This is a genomic window from Exiguobacterium sp. s43, assembly GCF_018617255.1.
Lineage (GTDB): Bacteria > Bacillota > Bacilli > Exiguobacteriales > Exiguobacteriaceae > Exiguobacterium > Exiguobacterium profundum.
The window spans coordinates 228,202-249,858 of sequence record NZ_JACSJT010000001.1 but is presented as its reverse complement, the minus strand read 5'-3'; the positions used below and the strand labels follow the sequence as shown (position 1 = coordinate 249,858).

24 protein-coding genes are annotated in these 21,657 nt (G+C 49.1%); 2 read left to right on the top strand and 22 right to left on the bottom strand.

Features of this window, described 5'->3' with window-relative positions; all coding sequences use genetic code 11:
* Positions 1 to 73: 73 nt before the first annotated feature.
* From KNO79_RS01400 to glyA, 7 genes are all read right to left on the bottom strand, one after another.
* Complete coding sequence (locus tag KNO79_RS01400; protein WP_196431271.1) at positions 74 to 1,285, bottom strand: hypothetical protein; 1,212 nt, start codon at positions 1,283 to 1,285, stop codon at positions 74 to 76.
* A gap of 204 nt (positions 1,286 to 1,489) precedes the next feature.
* Positions 1,490 to 2,188: a hypothetical protein gene (locus KNO79_RS01395; protein WP_214690431.1), complete on the bottom strand. Its 699-nt coding sequence runs from the start codon at positions 2,186 to 2,188 to the stop codon at positions 1,490 to 1,492.
* 108 nt (positions 2,189 to 2,296) lie between these two features.
* A complete protein-coding gene (locus KNO79_RS01390; RefSeq protein ID WP_196431273.1) occupies positions 2,297 to 3,532 on the bottom strand; it encodes a sensor histidine kinase in 1,236 nt (411 codons plus the stop codon).
* Positions 3,533 to 3,535: 3 nt separating this feature from the next.
* A complete protein-coding gene (locus tag KNO79_RS01385; protein WP_012727368.1) occupies positions 3,536 to 4,213 on the bottom strand; it encodes a response regulator transcription factor in 678 nt (225 codons plus the stop codon).
* 65 nt (positions 4,214 to 4,278) lie between these two features.
* On the bottom strand, positions 4,279 to 4,527 hold the full coding sequence (locus KNO79_RS01380) for a hypothetical protein (protein ID WP_031422247.1): 249 nt from the start codon (positions 4,525 to 4,527) through the stop codon (positions 4,279 to 4,281).
* Between the two features lie 100 nt (positions 4,528 to 4,627).
* A complete protein-coding gene (locus KNO79_RS01375; RefSeq protein ID WP_214690430.1) occupies positions 4,628 to 5,575 on the bottom strand; it encodes a hypothetical protein in 948 nt (315 codons plus the stop codon).
* 4 nt (positions 5,576 to 5,579) lie between these two features.
* On the bottom strand, positions 5,580 to 6,833 hold the full coding sequence (glyA, locus tag KNO79_RS01370) for a serine hydroxymethyltransferase (protein ID WP_031422243.1): 1,254 nt from the start codon (positions 6,831 to 6,833) through the stop codon (positions 5,580 to 5,582).
* A 131-nt stretch (positions 6,834 to 6,964) separates the two neighbouring features.
* On the opposite strand from glyA, the gene KNO79_RS01365 reads away from it, so the two are divergent.
* On the top strand, positions 6,965 to 7,750 hold the full coding sequence (locus KNO79_RS01365; RefSeq protein WP_074035709.1) for an alpha/beta hydrolase: 786 nt from the start codon (positions 6,965 to 6,967) through the stop codon (positions 7,748 to 7,750).
* Positions 7,751 to 7,803: 53 nt separating this feature from the next.
* On the opposite strand, the gene KNO79_RS01360 is transcribed toward KNO79_RS01365, so the two are convergent.
* From KNO79_RS01360 to rho, 10 genes are all read right to left on the bottom strand, one after another.
* Positions 7,804 to 8,337 carry a TIGR01440 family protein gene (locus tag KNO79_RS01360; RefSeq protein ID WP_214690429.1) on the bottom strand — a complete coding sequence of 178 codons (534 nt, stop codon included), beginning with the start codon at positions 8,335 to 8,337 and terminating at the stop codon, positions 7,804 to 7,806.
* 5 nt (positions 8,338 to 8,342) lie between these two features.
* A complete protein-coding gene (gene rpiB, locus KNO79_RS01355; protein ID WP_214690428.1) occupies positions 8,343 to 8,783 on the bottom strand; it encodes a ribose 5-phosphate isomerase B in 441 nt (146 codons plus the stop codon).
* Positions 8,784 to 8,787: 4 nt separating this feature from the next.
* Positions 8,788 to 9,288 (bottom strand): low molecular weight protein arginine phosphatase, encoded by a 501-nt coding sequence (locus KNO79_RS01350; protein ID WP_012727381.1) that lies wholly within the window; start codon positions 9,286 to 9,288, stop codon positions 8,788 to 8,790.
* 21 nt (positions 9,289 to 9,309) lie between these two features.
* Entirely contained in the window at positions 9,310 to 10,320 is a 1,011-nt protein-coding gene (locus tag KNO79_RS01345) for an L-threonylcarbamoyladenylate synthase (protein ID WP_159562979.1), read from the bottom strand.
* Positions 10,301 to 11,158 carry a peptide chain release factor N(5)-glutamine methyltransferase gene (gene prmC / locus KNO79_RS01340; protein WP_074037873.1) on the bottom strand — a complete coding sequence of 286 codons (858 nt, stop codon included), beginning with the start codon at positions 11,156 to 11,158 and terminating at the stop codon, positions 10,301 to 10,303. The genes KNO79_RS01345 and prmC overlap by 20 nt, the downstream gene beginning before the upstream one ends.
* The gene (gene prfA, locus KNO79_RS01335; RefSeq protein WP_074035701.1) at positions 11,158 to 12,228 is read right to left on the bottom strand and encodes a peptide chain release factor 1; all 1,071 of its coding nucleotides are present in this window, start codon (positions 12,226 to 12,228) and stop codon (positions 11,158 to 11,160) included. Before prfA ends, prmC begins: the two co-directional genes overlap by 1 nt.
* A gap of 82 nt (positions 12,229 to 12,310) precedes the next feature.
* On the bottom strand, positions 12,311 to 12,922 hold the full coding sequence (locus KNO79_RS01330) for a thymidine kinase (protein ID WP_074035700.1): 612 nt from the start codon (positions 12,920 to 12,922) through the stop codon (positions 12,311 to 12,313).
* Between the two features lie 106 nt (positions 12,923 to 13,028).
* Entirely contained in the window at positions 13,029 to 14,252 is a 1,224-nt protein-coding gene (locus KNO79_RS01325; protein ID WP_012727386.1) for a cation:proton antiporter, read from the bottom strand.
* A 99-nt stretch (positions 14,253 to 14,351) separates the two neighbouring features.
* Positions 14,352 to 14,594, bottom strand: a complete 243-nt coding sequence (locus KNO79_RS01320) for a type B 50S ribosomal protein L31 (protein ID WP_012727387.1) — start codon at positions 14,592 to 14,594, stop codon at positions 14,352 to 14,354.
* 82 nt (positions 14,595 to 14,676) lie between these two features.
* Complete coding sequence (gene rho / locus KNO79_RS01315; protein ID WP_012727388.1) at positions 14,677 to 16,014, bottom strand: transcription termination factor Rho; 1,338 nt, start codon at positions 16,012 to 16,014, stop codon at positions 14,677 to 14,679.
* Between the two features lie 382 nt (positions 16,015 to 16,396).
* Between rho and KNO79_RS01310 the strand changes: the two genes are divergently transcribed.
* The gene (locus KNO79_RS01310; protein ID WP_159562984.1) at positions 16,397 to 17,092 is read left to right on the top strand and encodes a C40 family peptidase; all 696 of its coding nucleotides are present in this window, start codon (positions 16,397 to 16,399) and stop codon (positions 17,090 to 17,092) included.
* Positions 17,093 to 17,131: 39 nt separating this feature from the next.
* On the opposite strand, the gene KNO79_RS01305 is transcribed toward KNO79_RS01310, so the two are convergent.
* The 5 genes from KNO79_RS01305 to murA all read right to left on the bottom strand — a co-directional run bounded on the left by KNO79_RS01305 (position 17,132) and on the right by murA (position 21,646).
* Positions 17,132 to 17,617 (bottom strand): DUF421 domain-containing protein, encoded by a 486-nt coding sequence (locus KNO79_RS01305; RefSeq protein ID WP_214690427.1) that lies wholly within the window; start codon positions 17,615 to 17,617, stop codon positions 17,132 to 17,134.
* 12 nt (positions 17,618 to 17,629) lie between these two features.
* A complete protein-coding gene (locus KNO79_RS01300) occupies positions 17,630 to 18,400 on the bottom strand; it encodes an ABC transporter permease (RefSeq protein ID WP_159562986.1) in 771 nt (256 codons plus the stop codon).
* Complete coding sequence (locus tag KNO79_RS01295) at positions 18,390 to 19,316, bottom strand: ATP-binding cassette domain-containing protein (protein ID WP_159562987.1); 927 nt, start codon at positions 19,314 to 19,316, stop codon at positions 18,390 to 18,392. The genes KNO79_RS01300 and KNO79_RS01295 overlap by 11 nt, the downstream gene beginning before the upstream one ends.
* 87 nt (positions 19,317 to 19,403) lie before the next feature.
* On the bottom strand, positions 19,404 to 20,375 hold the full coding sequence (glpX, locus tag KNO79_RS01290) for a class II fructose-bisphosphatase (RefSeq protein WP_031422214.1): 972 nt from the start codon (positions 20,373 to 20,375) through the stop codon (positions 19,404 to 19,406).
* A 14-nt stretch (positions 20,376 to 20,389) separates the two neighbouring features.
* The gene (murA, locus tag KNO79_RS01285) at positions 20,390 to 21,646 is read right to left on the bottom strand and encodes a UDP-N-acetylglucosamine 1-carboxyvinyltransferase (protein ID WP_074035691.1); all 1,257 of its coding nucleotides are present in this window, start codon (positions 21,644 to 21,646) and stop codon (positions 20,390 to 20,392) included.
* Between the last annotated feature and the right edge of the window lie 11 nt (positions 21,647 to 21,657).

The following is a 21,657-nucleotide window of genomic DNA, read 5'->3' as shown; positions in this document are numbered from 1 at the left end:
TCTCGAGCATTGTACCCTAACTCTGTTGAGATGGGTAGAGCCAACTTCTATTTTATCAAAGGTCAGACGCCACTTATGGTTGAATGACCTGGAAATAATCATTGCCCGGAAGTTCATACGATTGAGATGTGTGTTGATCGACTAAATAGAGTTCTGTTTCCGTTTTCCATACGTCAAAGGATTGCTCAGTCAATTCTTCATACAGATGCAAGTCTCCGATTTTGATAGCTGTAGACGGTTTTTCATGCGGCTGAATATGAGACAAGGCGTCAAACAACTCTTGCGTTTTCGGTCCGTCTAGCCAGATTGTATCTTGATCCGATTCAAAAACTGCCAGGCGCGTTTCCCTTTCGGCGGGGCGCGTGGACATCTTGTTTGTCACTGGACGACGGACATGCCCCCAAATTTCAAGGACCGTTCCATATGTTTTCGATAACGATAACGACGTCTCTTCAGCCACATCCCCTTCAATCGGTCGATCAGATAAGATGATGCGTTTCATGAGTTCGCGATGATTTCCCTTTAGCGAGAGCTCTTCTTTCGGATCGACTTTCATATAAGGAGCCTCATATATATTCGGTAGGATGAGTTGTTTGAGCGAGGACGCCTCTCCGATTTGTAGGGTGAGGCGATCATCGGCACGCCTCGTCAAGAAAACATACCCTTCATTCTCTCCGCTTTGAAACGGGAATAGTTTTGGTTCAATGATCGGGTCAAGTGTACGCCCATTTCGAATCGTCTCGAACGTCACATAGATCGCTCCCGTATCCGGTGTCGTATAACGGAAAGCCGAGTCGGGCATTACTTCTTCATGCGTCTCGTTCAATGTGAACGTACTTGTAATCGATTCAAGGTCATCGATGCGCTCAAACTCAATTGTCGAGACCACTTTCGACTCTTGAAAGCGCTCTTGTTCGAGCGCTTCAAACGCTTGAATCGGCTCCACGGCAAACGTTCGCTCCATCAACTCATTGCTGTTCGCGCAGGTCACGTAACGTTCATCACCCGCCGCAAAATATTTCACCGTTTTGGAACCGAGTACTTCATAGAGCGGATGATGAAATGTCACTTCTGCCACCTTGGCTCGTCGCTCTGGTAAGACATCTGTCGGACGACGCTCACAGTATGTAAGTAGCTTCTCTTGTGTTTGTTTCATTAACGGTATCTCAGGATCTTGCTCGACTCGATAGGAAGACAAAGGACGTAATTCAATCGCGTTCAACGTCTCGGCACCACATCCACTCAACAAGATACAACTGAGCAAGATTCCCCAATACGTACGCATTGATGTTCCTCCTCATTCCCAATTAGGTGGAAACCACCTAAATTTTTCTTGTACATCATAACATAGAACCTATTTTTGTGATGATTTCAGAATTATTACGTTTCTGATGATTTGACGAAAGCGGTCCAACTCATTTTATGCTTCAACGTCTAGCAACAAAAAAAGAACTAATCCATTAAGAGATTAGTCCTTTTTATCACTTCATTAGTCATCTTCTCGCTCATCCTCGGATGAGTCATCTTGAGATGAGTCGTCCTGCGAAGAATCATCTTGTTCATTCTGGTCGTCCTCTGATTCACGATCGACTTCAATGACCGCCCCATCTTGATTTAGTTCAAGTTTGACAGGGTCGCCGACACGCGGAGTGTCATCATCGATTTCAGAACGTGCGGCAAGTGGATATACGTTGTCTTTCCCATCGATCTTAATCGTGACTTCTTGATTTGTGAGTTTGACGAGCGTGCCGTAAATATACGCATCATCATCACCACTCTCACGGTCCACTTCCTTCACTTCATCATCTCGGTTCAATTCGAGTTTTACCCGGTCACCCACTTGCGGTGTATCGTCATCGATTTCATGTGTCGTCGCTAAAGGGTATGTCGACTCTTTTCCATTGAAGCTGATAGTGACATCTTCTTTCGATAACTTCACGAGCGTCCCGTATAGTTCATAGTCGTCTCCATCCCCCACTCGCGCTGCTGACGAATCATCTGATGCGCTACTTGAGCCATCCGATGTAGCAGGGTCATCTGGGTTGTCCGTTGATCGATCGTCACTCGCTTGATTGATTGCTTGTGGAACAATGACCGTATCCGTCTGATTCCCGTTTACGTAAAATCCAATTCCAACAATTGCCATGACAGCTAATAATGCGCCGATAATCCAACCGATGCGTTTCATGTTTGTTTCCTCCTCATGATGTGTTCTTCTTATTTTCATCATAAGCCTCTTCCGTGAGAGCATATTTAAGGCTTCATTAGAAGTTGATGAGAAAATGCGAAATATTCATCATCGAGTCAGAAAAAATATACTGCCATCCGGATGATTCGATCTACTCCCGATCGTCCACTCATTCAAGTCCGCCACTTCTTTCGCAATCGCGAGACCAAGACCGCTCCCACTGCGATCGCGCGCTTCATCTAATCGGTAGAATCGATCGAACAGCCGATTCCTCACATCATCCGAAAGAATCGGTCCTCGATCGCGTACCTCAATTCGATCACTCTTCAAATGAAGGCTCGTCTCTTCCGCATACTTCAAACTATTGTCTAATAGGATGACAAGAATCCGCTGTAACGACTCACGATGACCAAACCAGCTTCCTGTAGCTTCAATAGGTAAATGGACGCCGTGCGACCGCAAAAAACGTTCTCCTATTGATTCCCCAAGTTCAGCTAAATCGATTTCTTCTCGCTCTACCTGTTCGAGTGCAGCAAATCGATTCAATTCGAGCATAGGTTCAATCAAATCATTTCGCATTTGACGCGACTCCGTTAAAATATGGTCAATCGCTTCGGCACGTACACTCTCATCTTCTTGTCCCCATCGTTGTAATAACTTCGCATAGCCCTCGATGACGGTCAACGGTGTCTTGAGTTCATGTGAAACATCGGCGACGAAACGACGTTGTTGCTCCATCGTCCCTTCGACTCGCTCAATCATATGATTAAATCCGTCCGAAAGAGTCGTCACTTCATCTTTTCGGTCAGCCACTTCGATTGTCTCTAACTTACCGGACTCCGTGATCCGTTCCATCGTTTCTGTCAATCGGCGTAACGGTGACAGACCTTGACGTAAAATCCACCACGTCCCGAGGAACGTCAAGAGAACAGCAAAGAAGAACATGACGAGAAAAATGGTTGCGAGCGCTTGAATCGTATTGCTCACATCTCGATCCTGAAAGCCGAACGCTAGTCCATCCGTCGTCGCGACCACAAACCAATCATCGATGAGGGCCGGTTCCCCGTAATTGATGGGAAACGTCGTTCCGTCTGGCACTTCTCCCCCGATGATTCCCCATTCGCCGTTTTCTTGACGTTCTAACACGACACTGTCCTCATGAAGCGACAATACCGCATCGCTATTCCGGACATCTTCTTCCAAGAGATTCAACGCCTGCAGTAACACGTCAAAACGCGAATCGACAATTTCCTGCCTGGCGACGAACCAGGTCACGCCAAAGGAGACGAGAAGAAGCAACAACATGAACCCTGTCATCGCCCACGCAATCTTTGTTCGTAGCATCGGTCACTCACCACGCTTCAACATATAGCCGACACCGCGAACCGTTTGAATCCAAGAGCCGGTCAGTTTTTTCCTTACGTATCGGACATACACGTCCACGACATTCGTATCCCCATAGTAGTCGAATCCCCACACGTGTTCGACGAGTTGGTCACGCGTCAAAACACGCTCCGGATTCTCTAAAAAGAAAACCAACAAGTCAAACTCACGTCGAGTCAAATCTACTTTCTTTCCGTCACAATATACTTCATGACGATTCACGTCGACAGTCAATGTTTCGTACGTCAACACCTGTTCGGAATGGTCCTGACGAACAAGCTGGCGCATTCGTAAAAATGCCCGAATTCGTGCGAGCACCTCTTCTATTTCAAATGGTTTCGTGATGTAATCATCTGCGCCAAGATCAAGACCACTCACTTTGTCGTATCGATCGCCACGGGCCGTCACCATCAGAACCGGTAACAAAGGTCGCTCTTCTTTCAGACGACGGACCACCTCGAGTCCACTCATTTGAGGTAACATCACGTCCAGCAACACGAGGTCGACATCATCAGCGAGAGCTCGTTCCAAACCGGTACGACCATCTGTCGCCACCATGACCGCATACCCCGCATGCTTCAATTCCAACTCCAGTAATCGCGCAATCTTCGAATCATCTTCTACGACGAGAATCGTCTGCATCCTGCTCACTCCTTTGAAAAAACGCCGAGCAGTTCGCTCGACGTATTGTTATTCATTTCCCGAATTCAATCCGCAAAAAACAGACGAACGCCTTCTGGAACGGCTTGCTCGATTCGTCTTTCTAAATCATCTTCCCATTCATCCCACTTCGTATCGACTTGTTCCATCTGCTGTTCGACTTCCAGCGCCGCTAGCGATAGTTGCGACAGGCTGGATTGTCCAGGTGAAGTGAAGAACAAAAATCCGGCAAGCCCGATTCCCATAAGTCCGATCGCCAATAAAGTTGTTCCAATGGTTTTCATTACACGTTTCATACACGCATCCCTCCTACCTCAAATCATACGACAGGAAAACGAGAAATCGTGGTGTACTTCATTAGAATTTCATGAGAAAAGGCGCTACTCATGTAGCACCTTATTCTTCGAGCACGGACTTCGCAATCGGTGCCCAATACGTCCCTTCCATCTCAGAAACGGTCGTCAACGTTTCACGGTACGCCGGGTCATTCGCTTTTTTCTCGGCAATCCCTTTCATCCAAAGGACATCTGCCTTGTAACCGGATTCTGGATACGACTCGAGATAAGCCGCATAGTCCGCAATGTCCGCTTGTCCCAATTTATTGTCGACAAGAAGTCGATAAAACCCAACTGCTTGTTCTTGTCCGACTTTCGCTTTTCCACCTAATAGGCGGTCGGCTTTTTCATACTGTTTATCTTGAACAAGTGCTTCTACCTCAGCCAGCGGTACAACATCCGTTGATGTGTCCGGTGCCTCTTCGGTTGATTTCTTTGGCTTCTGTTCGTCCGAATCTTGAAGTTTCTCATTCTCTTCTTCGAGTCGGGCGACTTCTGCCTCGAGCTCTTCAAGGCGTTCTGCGAGTGCTTCTTCTTCCGTTACGGTCTCGACAACGACTTCATCCGGCTCGTCCGGCGTGACGCCGGGCGGTTCGGCATCCGGCCAAAATATGAGCGCTCCAGCCGCAAGACCAACGACGAGCGGAAGTCCAAGCCATTTCTTATCGAGCTTGAACGCCTGTCGCCACTCGGCTAAATCAGAATGTTGGATGACAGCCGACGAGAACGAACGAAAGCGGCGCTTGGCCGCTTTTCTTCCGTTCGCCTTCACTTCTAGCGCAAGACCTAGTCGATGGAAAGCAGCAGGCACTTTCATCCCGAGGAGCGGCACGATTCGTTCGCTCGCTTCTTCATAATAGCCATGGTCGAGGAGCGTCGTGATGACACCAAACTCACTGGCGACAAGACGGAAAGAAGGATCGTATTCCCCTTTACGAGCCAACCATTCTGTCATATCGAACAATGGAAGTTCGGATAGCTCTCGTTCTGCTAGTGTCCGAATATCCATTGACTCAGCCTCGTTCAGGGTAAAGCGGGAACTTCGCTGTTAACGATCGCACGTCTTGAAGTGCTTCCGCGATTACCGCCTCGTCTTCATGTTGTTTCAGCACACGCCCGATGAGACGTGCCACTTCTTTCATATCCGCTTCTTTGAAGCCACGAGTCGTCATCGCAGCCGTTCCAAGACGGATTCCGCTTGTGACAAACGGTGATGCCGGGTCGAAAGGAATCGTGTTTTTATTGACCGTGATTCCTGCTGCATCCAATGCATGCTCAGCTGCTTTACCTGTGATGTCGATTCCTCGAAGATCGACAAGCAAGAGGTGATTGTCCGTTCCGCCCGATACGATTCGGAGCCCCTCTTCTTCAAGGCCTGCCGCAAGTGCTTGTGCATTCGCAATGACTTGACGTTGGTAATCTTTGAATTCCGGTTGGAGTGCCTCACCGAACGCGACCGCTTTTGCCGCGATGACGTGCATGAGCGGTCCTCCTTGAATCCCTGGGAAAATCGACTTATCGATCGCTTTGGCGAACTCTTCTTTACAAAGAATCATCCCTCCACGTGGTCCACGGAGCGTCTTGTGCGTCGTCGTCGTGACGAAATGCGCATGTTCGACCGGGTTCGGATGCAGACCTGCTGCCACGAGTCCAGCAATGTGCGCCATATCGACCATAAGATAAGCATCGACACTGTCCGCGATCTCACGGAACTTCGCGAAGTCGATTGTACGTGGGTATGCCGACGCTCCCGCAACGATCAATTTTGGCTTATGTTCCTTCGCAAGTGCAGCGACGACGTCGTAATCGATGTGTTCTGTCTCTTTGTCTACACCATATTCGACGAAGTTATATTGCACACCTGAGAAGTTGACCGGGCTACCGTGCGTCAAGTGACCACCATGAGACAAGTTCATTCCGAGAACCGTATCTCCTGCTTCAAGCACCGTGAAGTAGACCGCCATGTTCGCTTGTGCACCCGAGTGTGGTTGTACGTTTGCATGTTCTGCACCGAACAATTCTTTCGCACGGTCACGCGCCAAGTTCTCAGCGACGTCGACAAACTCACAGCCACCGTAATAACGGCGTCCCGGATATCCTTCGGCATATTTGTTCGTCAATACGCCTCCTTGCGCTTCCATGACCGCTTCTGAAACAAAGTTTTCTGAAGCGATGAGTTCGATGTTGTCGCGCTGACGACCGAGCTCGTGTTGCATTGCCTCAAATAATTCCGCATCCTGCACTTTCAACTTCGTCGTGTTTACCATGTGAAGACCCCCTCTAAATGTCTAAAAATCAACACCCCCATCGTACCACACGCTTGTTTTTTTGGGTATCGCAATAATCTGATGAAAAGTTGGGTATCATTAATAAGAATGTAACTGTGAGGAGGCCACTTATGATTGAGACAAAAGAACTGACGATCACACCGTTCGAACGGACACGAACGGTCCGGATCTACACACCTGCCGACTATGAGACGTCCGAAAAACGATATCCGGTCCTCTACATGCACGACGGACAAAACTGTTTTGCTGACGAGGATGCGAGCTACAACATGAGCTGGCGCGTCGGTGAATATTTAGACGCCTCGAAGCGTGACTTGATTGTCGTCGCCCTCGATAGTGCACCAGGCGAACAACGACTCGATGAGTATGGACCGTGGGAAAACCCTTATATCGGTGAAAGTTTGCTCGGAAGTGACATCGTGCTCGGCGGGCAGGGTTCGGCGTATATCGAATACATCGCGCAGGAATTGAAACCTCAAATCGATGCTGACTATCGGACGATTCCGGAAGAAACAGCGATGATGGGAAGTTCGATGGGTGGGCTCATCTCGATATATGCAGCCTGTGTATATCCAGACGTCTTCAAGCGTGTCGCTTCCCTGTCCTCTGCATTTTGGTTCAACCAAACCGAGCTGGAACAATTGATTGAAGCGAGCGATTTGAAGGGCGTCGAGCGTCTTTACTTGGACGTCGGCGCAAAAGAAGTCGAGGAACCGATCGAAAATGGACCGACGAACGAGATGTATCGTGAGTCGAGCGAACGCGTGTACAACTTGTTAAAAGACAAGGTCGAACACATCCGATTCGAAGTGATTGAAGAAGGAGTTCACAACGAGCTCGCCTGGCGTGAGCGTTTCCCGATGGTCATCTCCTATCTTTTTGGAGAAGATTTATAATTTGAACAAAAAAGCATCGCATTCGGTCGAAAAACCTAAATGCGATGCTTTCTTCATTTATTTGGATACTGAGCCCGTGGCCCACCAATCAGTTTCGGTCTCGTGACTGCGAACGTGACGTACGCCTCTCCGAGATGCTTCGATGATAACCGAACCGGTAGCGCGACCGGTTTCAAATGCATCCCAATCAATGTCGAGCCGATATCAATCCCGGCATCTGCTTGAATCGATTCGACGACACATGGCTCCTCGAAGTTCGCATACGCCTTCTCCGACATCGCTCCGCCCGCGGACCGGATCGGGACGACCGTCACTTCTGTGAGACCGAACTGTTTGAGTGTCCGGCGCTCAACGGTGAGGGCACGGTTGATATGCTCACACCCTTGAAACGCCAAATGGACACCTGTCTTCTTTCTAAATTCAAGGAACACTTCCATCAATTCGCTTGCGACATCAATGGAACCTGCCTTCCCAATCGTTTTCCCGAGCACTTCACTCGTCGAGCATCCGATGACGAGAATGCGCTCATCATTCAAAGGGAACCGTTCGTGAAGCTCCGTCAAAAATCTGAGAAGTTCCGTCTTCATTTGACTCACTTCGATTCGTAAGCACTCATCTTGTCGACACGGTTTGAATGGCGTCCGCCTTCAAAGTCAGTATCGAGCCACGTCGTCACCAAGTCGAGTGCAAGACCAGGTCCGATGACACGCTCGCCCATCGTCATGATGTTCGAATCGTTATGCTGACGTGTCGCTTTTGCACTGAATGAATCATGGACGAGTGCCGCACGAATCCCTTTGACTTTGTTCGCCGCAATCCCGATTCCGATTCCCGTACCGCAAATCAAAATCCCACGATCGAATTCACCTGCCGCTACCGCTTCTGCGACCGGGATGGCCACATCCGGGTAGTCAATCGAGTCCGCTGAGTTCGTCCCGAAATCTTTATACTCATGTCCGAGTTCCTCAAGCAAGGCTACGATTTCTTTCTTCAAGTTGAAGCCGCCATGATCAGCGCCAATTGCAATTTTCATTCGTTCATTCCCCCGTCTTCTTTGGTAGGCGTCTCGGTGGTTTCGTCACCTTTGACCCATCATTCGTTAATTTTAACACAAGTCGATTCACGAGTGGTTCGAGCTCGTTTCGCACCTGGCGATACACATTCATCGAACCGCCGAACGGATCGTTGATGTCCCGTTCGAGTCCCGTCACGAATTCATAGAGCGTGTACGTCCGCTCAGACAAATCCGGGTATGTATCCCGAATTTGTTCACGGTGTGCGCGTGTCATCGTCAAGATGATATCCGCCCAATTCCCTAACACTTCATCGAACGTCTGGGTGACATGATCGAGCTCAATCCCACGTTCTCTGAGAACTTGCAGTGCGTTTTCTGAAGCATCGAATCCTTGCATCGTCCGTAGACCAGCTGAGCGAATATCAAACTCATCCCCGGTCATCTTCGAACGGAGCAAGGCCATCGCCATCGGGCTTCGGCACGTGTTGCCACTACATATGAATAATACGCGTTTCATTGACATCGCGTGTCCTCCTCTATGTCTTTAGGCATCTTTCGTCGGGTGCACAATCTTTCCGCCCGCTGCTTTGTATAAACGGTTATAGACGGCAAGTGCGACTCCGACCGGTTCAATCGTGTTCACATAAATCTCATCCACGTCTGTTTCATCAAATCGACGAAGCGCGTCGTATAAACGTTGCGCCGCCACTTCCATCGAGGTCCCAAGTGAATACGTGACCTCAGCCGGTGTCGGGTTCTCGTCGAAGACGAGTGCACCGATTCGCAACCCCGCTTGCTTCCGCTCCTCGATGACACGTTCTAAATCTTTGCGTGTGCCATCGACTAAAAAAACAGGTGCCGTTGGGGCATAGTGCGTGTACTTCATTCCCGGCGATCGTGGTGTGGCTTCATCGTTACTCAAATTGGCATCTAAGGCGACCGGTCCAATGACAGCTTCCATTTCTTCTCGCGTCACACCACCTGGTCGTAAAATCGTTACCGTGTCCCCCGTACAATCCACAACGGTTGACTCGACTCCGATTCCGGTAGGACCCCCATCCACGATTCCTGCGATTCGTCCGTTCAAATCATCCGCGACATGTTGAGCAGTTGTCGGCGAAGGTCGTCCGGAACGATTCGCACTCGGAGCCGCAAGCCCTAACCCTGACTTACGAATTAACTCGAGTGCTGCCGGATGATTCGGCATCCGGAGTCCGATGGAATCGAGGCCTGCGGTCACGAGCGAAGAGGCTCGTCCGTTTGAAGGCAAGATGATCGTCAAAGCGCCTGGCCAAAACGCATCCATTAAGCGTTTGGCAACAGGAGGAATCGAATCGACAAACAAACTCGTTTGGTCGATTGAAGCGATATGGACGATGAGCGGGTTATCCGACGGACGACCTTTTGCCTCAAAAATCTTTCGAATTGCCACATCGTTCATGGCATCTCCAGCGAGACCATAGACGGTTTCTGTCGGCATGGCGATGATTTCACCCGCTTGAAGAAGACGTACCCCCTCTTCAATCTCATTCGAATTAATCCATTTCGTTTCCATACGCAATCCCTTCCCTTACGGCATAGACGATACGGTCCTTGCCGTTTATATCTTTTAAAATACCCGTTTCTGCTTCAGGATAACGTTCAGACAGTAATGATTTCACATCTTGTCCTTGGTTATACCCGATTTCAAACGCAATCAAATGCCAATCGGCACGTAAGACGCGCACCGATTCCAATATTAATTGCCGATACATGTCGAGCCCATCCTTCCCTCCGAAGAGCGCAAGGTGCGGTTCGTAGCCGACGACCGTCTCATCTAACAGCTCATCGGCCTCGATGTAAGGCGGATTTGAGACGAGAACGCGAATCGAGTGGTCCGCAATCGGTGCGAGCCCGTCTCCTTCATAAAACCGTACAGTTGCGCCAAGTGTGGCTGCATTTCGTTTAGCGACTTCAATCGCCTCACGCGAAATATCGACCGTCTGTACACGTACGCCGAGCTCGAGGCTCAAGGTAATCGCAATGGCCCCGCTTCCTGTCCCGACATCGACAATCTCATCATCCTTGATGTGACGAAGTTGCCCAAGTACCCAGTCGATCAACTCTTCCGTTTCTGGTCTCGGAATCAACACATCCCGGTTCACTTCAAACGAGCGCCCGTAAAACGGAGCATGTCCAATCACGTGTTGTACCGGTTCTCCGATCAATAAACGCTCGATTCCCGTCTCGAACCGTGTCGCTTCATCTGAAGACAATTCATCCGACAAACGAACGAGGAGACCGGTGCGATCGACTTGCAACACATGCATGAGCCACCATTCGGCAGCCGCACGGTCGCGCCCAGCTTCAACTAGTCGTTCTTCCGTCTGCTTAAGTAGCGCGGCAATCCGCATCATTCCGCTTCCTCCATGAGACGTGCCTGTTCGTCCATGATGAGTGCGTCGATAATGTCTTCGAGTTCACCTGCTAGGACACGGTCCAACTTCTGAAGGGTCAATCCAATCCGATGATCTGTGACACGACTTTGTGGGAAGTTGTATGTGCGGATCCGCTCGGAACGGTCACCTGTTCCGACAGCCGATTTTCGTTGCGCAGACAACTCTTCCATATGTTCGCTTTGCATTTTGTCATACAGGCGTGCTCGAAGGACCTTCATCGCCTTATCCTTGTTTTTATGCTGCGACTTCTCATCTTGACATGATACGACGAGCCCTGAAGGAATGTGTGTCAAACGGACAGCTGATTGCGTCGTGTTGACCGATTGTCCCCCTGGACCAGATGAAGTGAACGTATCAACTCGTACATCTTTCATATCGATATGCACTTCGACATCCTCTGCTTCCGGAAGAACGGCAACCGTTGCTGTGGACGTATGAATTCGTCCGCCCGATTCAGTCGACGGGACTCGCTGCACACGATGGGCTCCGTTCTCAAACTTGAGCTTTGAATAGGCACCTGCCCCGTTGATCATGAACGTGACTTCTTTAAATCCACCGAGTTCGGTATAGTTCGCGTCAATGAGTTCCACTTTCCAATTTTGACGTTCAGCGAATCGCGTATACATCTTATATAAATCTCCTGCAAAGAGTGCCGCTTCGTCTCCGCCTGCTGCTCCTCGGACTTCGACGATAACGTTCTTGTCATCGTTCGGGTCTTTTGGAAGCAATAAAATCCGCAGTTTCGCTTCTAGCTCTTTGACTTCTGGCTCGAGGAGGTTCATCTCTTCTTTTGCCAATTCACGCATGTCGGCGTCGAGCGTCCGGTCTTCAAGCATCGTCTTAGCTTCCTTGAAAGCTGTACTTGTTTCTTTATACTGACGATACATCTGTACCGTCTCTTCTAGTTGTGCCTGCTCTTTCGAATATTGTCTCAACTTCGTCGAGTCACTGAGCACCTCAGGATCGGCGAGCATTTCATTCAATTGCATGTAACGATCTTCTAATACACTTAAACGGTCAAACATGATGATCCGTCCTTTCTCCGTCAAATCAAACTCTATCTATTATAGCAAAAAAACGGACCGCCGAGGGCGGTCCGTCGATTCATCAGTCTACCACCGTATGGCGGACCGGATGTGGTTTGTTCGGTACATCATGACAATGTCGGCATCGTGGTTCGTAAGACTCGGAAGCCCCGACCAAGATGACCGGGTCCTCATACCGAGCAGGTTGCCCATCGATCAGACGTTGTGTCCGCGAAGCAGGCGCGCCGCATGACAAACAGATGGCCTGTAGTTTCGTCACGAACTCCGCGCGTGACAACAGTTCAGGCATCATCGTGAACGGTTCGCCTCGAAAGTCCATATCGAGCCCAGCGCAGATGACGCGTTTGTCTTCGTTCGCAAGTTGTTCGATGACGTCTACAATTCCTTCATCAAAAAATTGCACCTCGTCAATCGCGATAACCTGTGTTTCTTCACGAACGGCATCATACAAGTCTTGGCTTGATGCGATTGGCACGGCCACGACCGAGTTCCCTGTGTGTGAGACGACGTTCTCTTCATGATACCGGTCGTCGATTGCTGGTTTGAACACTTGGACCGGAATCTTTCCATAATGAGCACGGCGGACTCGGCGAATCAATTCCTCCGACTTCCCCGAAAACATACTCCCACAAATCACTTCAATCCAACCATATCGGTTCGTCACATGCATCATTGTTCTTCGCCCTCTCCATCGATAATCGCTTTCCGATTATACCTATCTTTCGAGTTGAGGAAAAGGGTTGACTTCTCCTAAATACTGATTGAAAGAACTCCGTCCTTTATTCATCAGCGTTCGCCTCTTTTTGTTCATCGATTAATTTCAATTTTCGCGCGAGCGGTCGAATCGTGAGACCGTGCAGTGTAACGGAAATGAAGACGAGACCGAGTGTGAGCGGCAACATTTGCTTCGCATCGTCAATCCCAAGATGCGCGACTTCTTCAGCAAAGAATCCCGCGACCGTCATCGCGACAATCCCGCGTGGGGCAATCCAACCAATGAACCCTCGTTCCGCTAGCGGCAAACCTCCACCGATGGTCGACAAGTAAATCGCAACTGGGCGAACCAAGAACAGGATGCCCGCAATCGTCAAGAGAAGCGGCCATTGGAAAATATTCAACAGCTCTGCCCGAGACAGGGAAGCCGTCAACAAGATGAAGACAGACGAGATGAGCAAGATTGAAATATCCTCTTTGAATGACTGCAGTTCTTCGATGATTTCTTCATCCCGATGCTTCGTATTGGCCATCGTCATCCCCATCGCCGTCACGGCGAGCAGCCCGACTTCATGCATCATGAGCTCGCTGAGTGAGAATAAAATGAGGACGGCCGTCAACGTGACCGAAGCACGGAGATAGCGAGGTACTTTTTCTGCCACAAACCATCCCATCAAGAGATGGCCGAACAAGTAACCGAGTCCGATTCCTACGATACAAGCACCTGCGAAGAGGAGTTGCATCCATAAATCCATACCTTCATAAACGATATATCCGAGTCGAACGACGAAGAGTCCGAGTAATGCTCCGACAGGATCGACAATGATGCCTTCCCACTTCAAAATCGCTCCGACCCGATCTTTCAAATGTGCCTGACGCAACAACGGAATGACGACAGTCGGACCCGTCACGACGAAGAGCGCCCCCATCGTCCAGGCGACGACCCAATGTAACCCTCCTACATATTGAATGAGTAGCGACATCCCGACAAATGAGAGCGCGACTCCAATCGTTACAATCCGGACGATCGACCTCCGGAACTGATTGATTTCGCTAAAGTGAAGCCCAAGACTTCCTTCGAATAAGATGATGGCGACCGCAAACGAAATGATCGGACTATATAAATCCCCTAATAATTCACGCGGATCGAACAGCCCGAGGATCGGACCCGCCAATACTCCAGCGAGCGTCATAATGATGATTGCCGGGATTTGATAACGCCATGCCAACCATTGAGACATGATGCCGACCCCGATCAACAAGCTAATACTAATGAGTATAAATTCCATAACGGCCCCCTCACGACATACTTTCGTCTCTTTACCCGTGTCGATGCAACAAAAAACCGCCAAGGGCAATCCCTAGGCGGTGAGCATACAACTTTACGATTAACGTTGGTATTTCTTGTTGAAGCGCTCGATACGACCATCTGCAGATGCGAATTTCTGGCGACCTGTGTAGAACGGGTGCGAATCAGAAGATACATCGACACGGATGAGTGGGTACTCGTTTCCATCTTCCATCGTGATTGTCTCGTTAGAGTAACGAGTTGAACCAGTGATGAATTTGAATTCTGTCGTCGAGTCCATGAATACGACTTTACGGTATTCTGGGTGGATTCCTTGTTTCATTGCTTTTCAACTCCTTCGGCCCTAAGTATTCTTTCAACCTAGAGAAAGTTCACTAGAATATAATATCACCCTACTATAGGTTTTACAAGTCTGTTTTCGTTTTTTTCACCGGTCGTCTTTTTTTCTTATCTGCCTCTAGCGCAGCAAAAAAGTCGAGGTTTGTTTTCGTCTCACGGACACGGCGTAAGAACTGTTCGACGAAGTCTGGAGACTCGTTCATCGTACGACGAATCGTCCAGAGCGAATCGAGTTCGTCCTTCCCGAGTAACAACTCTTCTTTCCGTGTTCCCGAGCGACGAATGTCGATTGCAGGGAAGATCCGGCGCTCTGCCAATTTCCGGTCCAGATGCAGTTCCATGTTCCCTGTTCCTTTGAACTCTTCATAGATGACGTCGTCCATTCGCGATCCGGTATCGACGAGCGCTGTCGCGAGGATAGTCAAGCTACCTCCATCCTCGATATTCCGTGCCGCTCCGAAGAACTTTTTCGGTTTGTGGAACGCCGCCGGGTCAATCCCCCCCGAGAGTGTCCGTCCGCTTGGTGGAACAGACAGGTTGTACGCACGCGTCAAGCGTGTGATGGAATCGAGTAGGATGACCACGTCTTTCTTATGTTCCACGAGACGCATCGCGCGTTCGAGAACGAGTTCTGAAATACGCGCATGGTTTTCCGGTGTCTCATCAAAAGTCGAGAACGCCACGTCCGCATCCGGTACAGAGCGTTGAATATCCGTCACTTCCTCTGGTCGTTCATCGATTAGAAGAATGATTAATTCGACGTTCGGATGATTCGTCGTGATCGAGTTGGCAATTTCTTTTAAAAGCGACGTTTTCCCCGCTTTTGGTGGTGCCACAATCAACCCGCGTTGGCCAAACCCGACTGGTGCGATCATATCCATGACACGAACCGAAAGATGGGTCGGCTCTGTCTCGAGCACCATCTGTTGTTCTGGATAAATCGGTGTCAATGCCGGGAAATAATCACGCGAACGCGTCGAGTCCGTCGACTCTCCGTTGACCGCTTCAACACTCAACAAACCTTGGAACCGTTCATTCTCTTTCGGTTTACGGACCTTTCCTGTGACAAGGTCCCCGTTTCGAAGATTAAAGCGACGAATTTGCGATGCAGCGATATAGATGTCTTCGGAAGATTGAGAATAGTTGATTGGTCGGAGGAATCCAAATCCGCCATCATTTTGAGACTGAGGATTCGGTGGGATGATCTCTAAAATACCTTCGAGGAAATATAAATCTTTTGATTCAGCCTGTGATTTCAAAATACGGAACATGAGCTCACGCTTACGCGCTTCTCGAAAGTTCGGTACTTTGACTTCTTTGGCAATTTCATATAATTCTTTCAACGTCTTCGTTTCAAGCTCACGAAGTGTATAGTTCTTTGTCGGTTCTGTCTGTTGACTCATTCAAGTCACCTATCTTTCTACATTTCATTACAAGAAGCATTCAACTTGATTCATTTGTTCTGCCATCATCTAACCATATTTTGCCCGTGCCGTCACCGTGCAAAAATCACCTTTTGTTCAATCGTTTCCCTCTTGTACAAATCCTTACACAGTAAAAGATAGTTTTGTAACAAAATAAGTGCTATATCCACATATTGTTTCATTTTTGTTACAAGAAAACGCTTTTTTGACTTGCGATTGAAAAATGCTATCGGTCTTGCGCATGATATAGTTTATTTGCACAGGAAACCGGGTATATCCCGCAACTTGTGCTCTACCATTAAAAATTACTCGATTTGTCATATACGAATGTCTTGATTTTAAAAACGGAGGGATTTATACAATGTTAAAGCGTATCGCATCAATCGTCGTCGCTGCCACTGTCGCTTTCTCGGGTCTTATGTTCTCAACAGGTGAACAAGCAGAAGCCGCTACCGGTACATTTGCTTACTCGAAAGTAAACGGTTTGAACATCCGTACTGCCCCGTCACTTACATCATCGAAAGTCGTCGCGAAAATGGATAAAGGTCAACGCTATACATACCTTGGTAAATCCGGTTCGTTCTATAAAATCAACTACAAAGGCACACACCGTTATATCTCAGCTTCTTCAACGTACACATACTTGAAAGCGAACACGTCGACATCAACAACGGTTTCAACGTCATCTTCTAGCAAACGTTCGAAACTTGTCGCTGAATCGAAGAAATATCTCGGAACACCGTATCGCTATGGTGGAACAACAACTTCAGGGTTTGACTGCTCAGGATATACTGGACACGTGTACAAGAAAGCAATCGGAAAAACACTACCACGTTCTTCACGTCAGCAATACTCAAGCGCGAAGAAAATCTCGAAGTCATCGATCCAAGCAGGCGATCTCGTCTTCTTCTCACATTCAGGCGGAACGATTCAACACGTCGGAATGGCACTTAGCAAAACACAAATGATCAACTCAGAAACAGGCGGCGTGAAATACGCGAGCTTCACTTCTGGATACTGGGCACCACGCTATGTAGGCGCTGGATCATATCTCTAATACAATATCACGACTCGGTTCATCGGAACCGAGTCGTTTTTATTTGTTCACATGTTCCATTACATGACGAGAGTCTTTCAAAACAGAAAACGTTCCATCCGTTTCTATGATTACTGCTTCGACTTGTCCTAGAGGAGTGCCACTTGATCGAATCGCTTGAATGACCTCGATCTCTAAAATTCGTTCTTTTTGTAGATGTTCTCTCAAATAATCTCCTTTATAAAACAGTAGAGTTGGTTCTGATTTAATTATTTGATTCACAATGGAGAATCGCTTAGATAGTTTCGCTAATATATATTGTAAGACAATTAGTGTACCGAACGCAGTCAGTCCAGCCAATAAAGAGGTTTGTTGACTAGTCAAGGTCGTTGCCAAAATAGAACCAAGTGCAACCGTCACAATAAAATCAAATGCATTCATTTTTGCCAATGTACGCTTACCAGAAACACGCAACATGAGAATGATAGAAATATATGCTCCAATCCCTGTTAAAATAATCCGAATCATCGTTGATAGTTCCTGCATCAAACTCCTCCCTTATTTTTGCTTCAATGCCCCTCTCGCGTTCGTTGCCGCAAAGACGATCATGAGTACACTCATCGTACCCGCGACTGCGAGCCCTGCAGATAAGGCACCCCAGTCAATCTCCGGCTGAGTCAGAACCGCTCGCATCCCTTCGAAAATATACGTGGTTGGATTGAACGTCGCCGCCACTTTCAACCATTCGGCTTCAATCAATTCTTTCGGAACGAACGTCGTCGACAGGAAAATTAAAGGAAAGAACAACAACGTCCCTGCCTGTGCCGCTTGTGCATTTCGTGTTTTCAAGGCGACGCCCACTGAATATCCTGCGAAACCAAGTCCAAATCCGATTGCGAGTAATACTGTGAAAAAGAATCCAGCGGCACCGACAGGAATCGTGAGACCGAGGAGAAACGCGACAGCAAAAATAAGTAGCGTTTGGACGAGTAATTGCAACATCCCCGCAATCATCGGTCCGAGCACAATCGCCGTACGGGTCGCCGGTGTCAACAAGAGCCGTGCGAAATAGCCACTCTCAATATCTCGGACAAGCGCCTGACCCGTGCCTCCCGCTCCCCCGACTGCACCTGAAACAATGGATACGGGTAAGATGAAATTCAAATAGTCGCTCCCTTCGAACTGAGGCAACGAGGCCACGCTCGACAAGCCGCTCGTATACACGAGTAAAAAGAATACAGAAATGATCAAGTTCGGGATGAATGAAAACGGATTTCGAATAGTCGTCAGCAAACTCCGTTTCGTGAATAGCCATGTCTCAGTCCACACGGATCTCGCCTCCTTCATACGATTCGCCTGTCACTTTCAAGAATACATCATCGAGCGATGGTTGCTTGACAGTCAATCGTTCAGGCTGCAACCCTTGTTCATCCAAGGAACGAACAATCTCAGTCAACGTCATGTCACGTAACTCAAACGATACATGTGTGCCATTCGAAGATGTATGAAATCGCGTCGCGGCAAGGGTCGCTTCAGATTCTGTAGCGAAGTCCATCGAAATCGTCTCTCCACCGACGAGCTGTTTCAATTCCTCGGCCGTTCCTTCACTCACAATCTTCCCGTGATTGATGATTGCAATCCGGTCAGCCAACTCATCTGCCTCCTCTAAGTATTGGGTCGTTAAAAAAATCGTCGTCCCGAATTCCTCGTTCAATCGGCGTACTTCATTCCAAATTTCGATTCGGCTCGCCGGATCGAGTCCGGTCGTCGGTTCGTCTAAAAACAAGACCGTCGGACGATGGACGAGTGTGAGAGCCAAGTCGAGACGTCGTCGCATCCCACCGGAATAGGTACCACTCCGGCGATCGGCCGCATCCGTCAGTGAAACGACTTCGAGTAACTCATCGGCTCGACGTTGCGCCTCTTCATTCGACATCTTAAACAAACGCCCTTGTAAGACAAGGAGCTCTCGTCCCGTCAACACTTTATCGATTCCTGTTTCTTGTAAGGCAACTCCAATCGATAATCGGACATCTTTTTCTTGTTTAACGACATCGAATCCATTGACTCGTGCCGCTCCAGATGTCGGTCTCACGAGTGTCGTCAACATTTGCACCGTCGTCGATTTACCCGCACCGTTCGGACCTAAAAACGCAAAGATTTCTCCTTCTTTCACGAAAAATGACACGTCATCGACAGCTGGAACATCCTTGAATGTTTTGACGAGTCCTTCAACCTGAATCATCACACCCACCTCCTGACTATCCATTCCCGTTTTCTGACGCTTTCACCACAAAAAAGTCGTGGACGTTTTCACATCCACGACTTCTGATTATTCTGGTTTCATGACCATTTTTGGTTTTTTCTTAAGTGAGTGGTTCCCTTCGACGAAACGAACGGTACCGGACTTGGCACGCATGACGACCGAATGGGTCTGTCCGCCTTGTGACGTGAATTGGACTCCACGTAACAGCTCACCATCTGTGACGCCGGTCGCCGCAAAGATACAATCTTCACCTTTCACCAAATCATTGAGGAGGAGGATTCGATCCGTATCTTCGATTCCCATGTCATGGCAACGTTGTTTCTGCGCTTCATCTTCCGGGAGCAAACGCCCTTGGAAGTCTCCACCTAAACACTTCATTGCGACTGCAGCGATGACACCTTCTGGCGCCCCGCCTGAACCGAGCAACAAATCGACACCCGTTTTCGGGAAAGCGGTGTTGATGGCCGCGGCGACGTCCCCGTCCGGAATCAATTTGATTCGCGCACCGGTCGCGCGGACACGTTGAATGGTTTCTTCGTGACGGTCCCGATGTAAAATCGTGACGACGACATCTTCCACGTTTTTCTTCTTCGCTTTCGCCACGATTTCAATGTTCTCTTCAATCGAGTTGTCGAGACTGACGAGACCTGCCGCTTCCGGTCCGACGGCAATTTTATCCATGTACATGTCTGGAGCATGAAGGAGATCGCCTGCATCCGCGACCGCGAGAACCGCAAGTGCTCCCCACGTTCCGGTCGCTACGATGTTTGTCCCTTCTAACGGATCGACGGCGACATCGAGACGAGAACCGTAGCCATTTCCGACTTTTTCTCCGATGTATAGCATCGGGGCCTCATCCATCTCCCCTTCACCGATGACGACAATCCCTTTCATCGGAATCGTGTCAAATACGTCGCGCATGGCCGTCGTTGCCGCATCATCCGCTTCGACTTTCAATCCTCGTCCCATCCAACGGGCTGAAGCAAGTGCCGCCGCTTCTGTCACCCGAACCAGTTCCATCGATAAACTTCGTTCCACCCGAAATCTCCCCTTTATACCTCGGTTTGTTCCTCCACCCAAACGAGCGCACCGAGTTGTTTTAATTTGCCGACAAAGTCGACATACGAATCATTCAGTCGTTCCGCATGTAGTAGCGTCGATTCACCAGAAGCTTGGAGCGCTGACAGTACCAGGGCCGCAGCACTCCGTGCATCGGTGCATTCCATCTCTGCGTTCGCCAGCTTATTACCGCCACGAATCACAGCCGATGCATCCTCCAGTGTAATTTGCGCATTCATCCGTCGCATCTCGGCGATGTGGCGGAATCGTTGCGCATACAATTTATCGGTGACAACACTCGTTCCGTCAGCTTTTAATAAGGCTGCCGTCATCACCGGTTGCAAGTCGCTCGGATACCCCGAGTAATGGAACACCCGAATATCTGTTGGCATGAATTGGTTCGCCGTCACGGTAATTGACTCCTCACCGACCTCGACGTCCGCTCCGAAATCCAACAGTTTTTGAATGACCCCTTCGAGATGTGTCGGAATGACCGGTTGGACGGTCACACGACCGGACACTGCACCGAACATCATGAACGTTCCGGCTTCGAGACGATCTGGAATGAGTGTGTGCGTACAACCGTGGAGGCGTTCCACCCCTTTAATTCGAATCTCATCCGTTCCTGCCCCACTCACATGTGCACCCATCGATGTGAGCATGGTCGCCACATCGACGACTTCCGGATCGCAAGCCGCGTTTTCGATGACCGTCGTCCCTGTCGCTAGAACAGCCGCAAGCATTGCACTCACGGTTGCCCCAAACGACCGCAAGTCCAAGTAAATTCGATTCCCAACAAGTTCATCGACCCGGACATGATAGAGACCTGATTCATTCTCAACATGAATGCCGAGACGTTCCAACGCTTTCAAATGTAAGTCAATCGGCCGTGGACCAATCGCATATCCTCCAGGTAACCCAACCGCCCCTTTTCCAAAGCGAGCCGCGAAGACCCCGAGTAAATAGACAGCGGCACGGACTTTGCGCGTCTCAGAACCGAGGAGAGGCATTGCGACTGCTTCATTCGAATGAATCGTCATTCGTTCGCCATCCCGCTCTACCCGAACCCCTAACTCTTTTAACAAATTGACCATCACTTCCACATCTTCAATCATCGGAACGTTTTCAATCGTCACCGACTCTTCCGTGAGAAGTGCAGCCACAAGGCAAGGGAGAGCGCTCTGTTTCGCTCCGCTAATCTCGACGGTTCCTTCTAGTTTTTGCTGCCCAACGATATGGAGAATTTCCACGCTGATCAAAA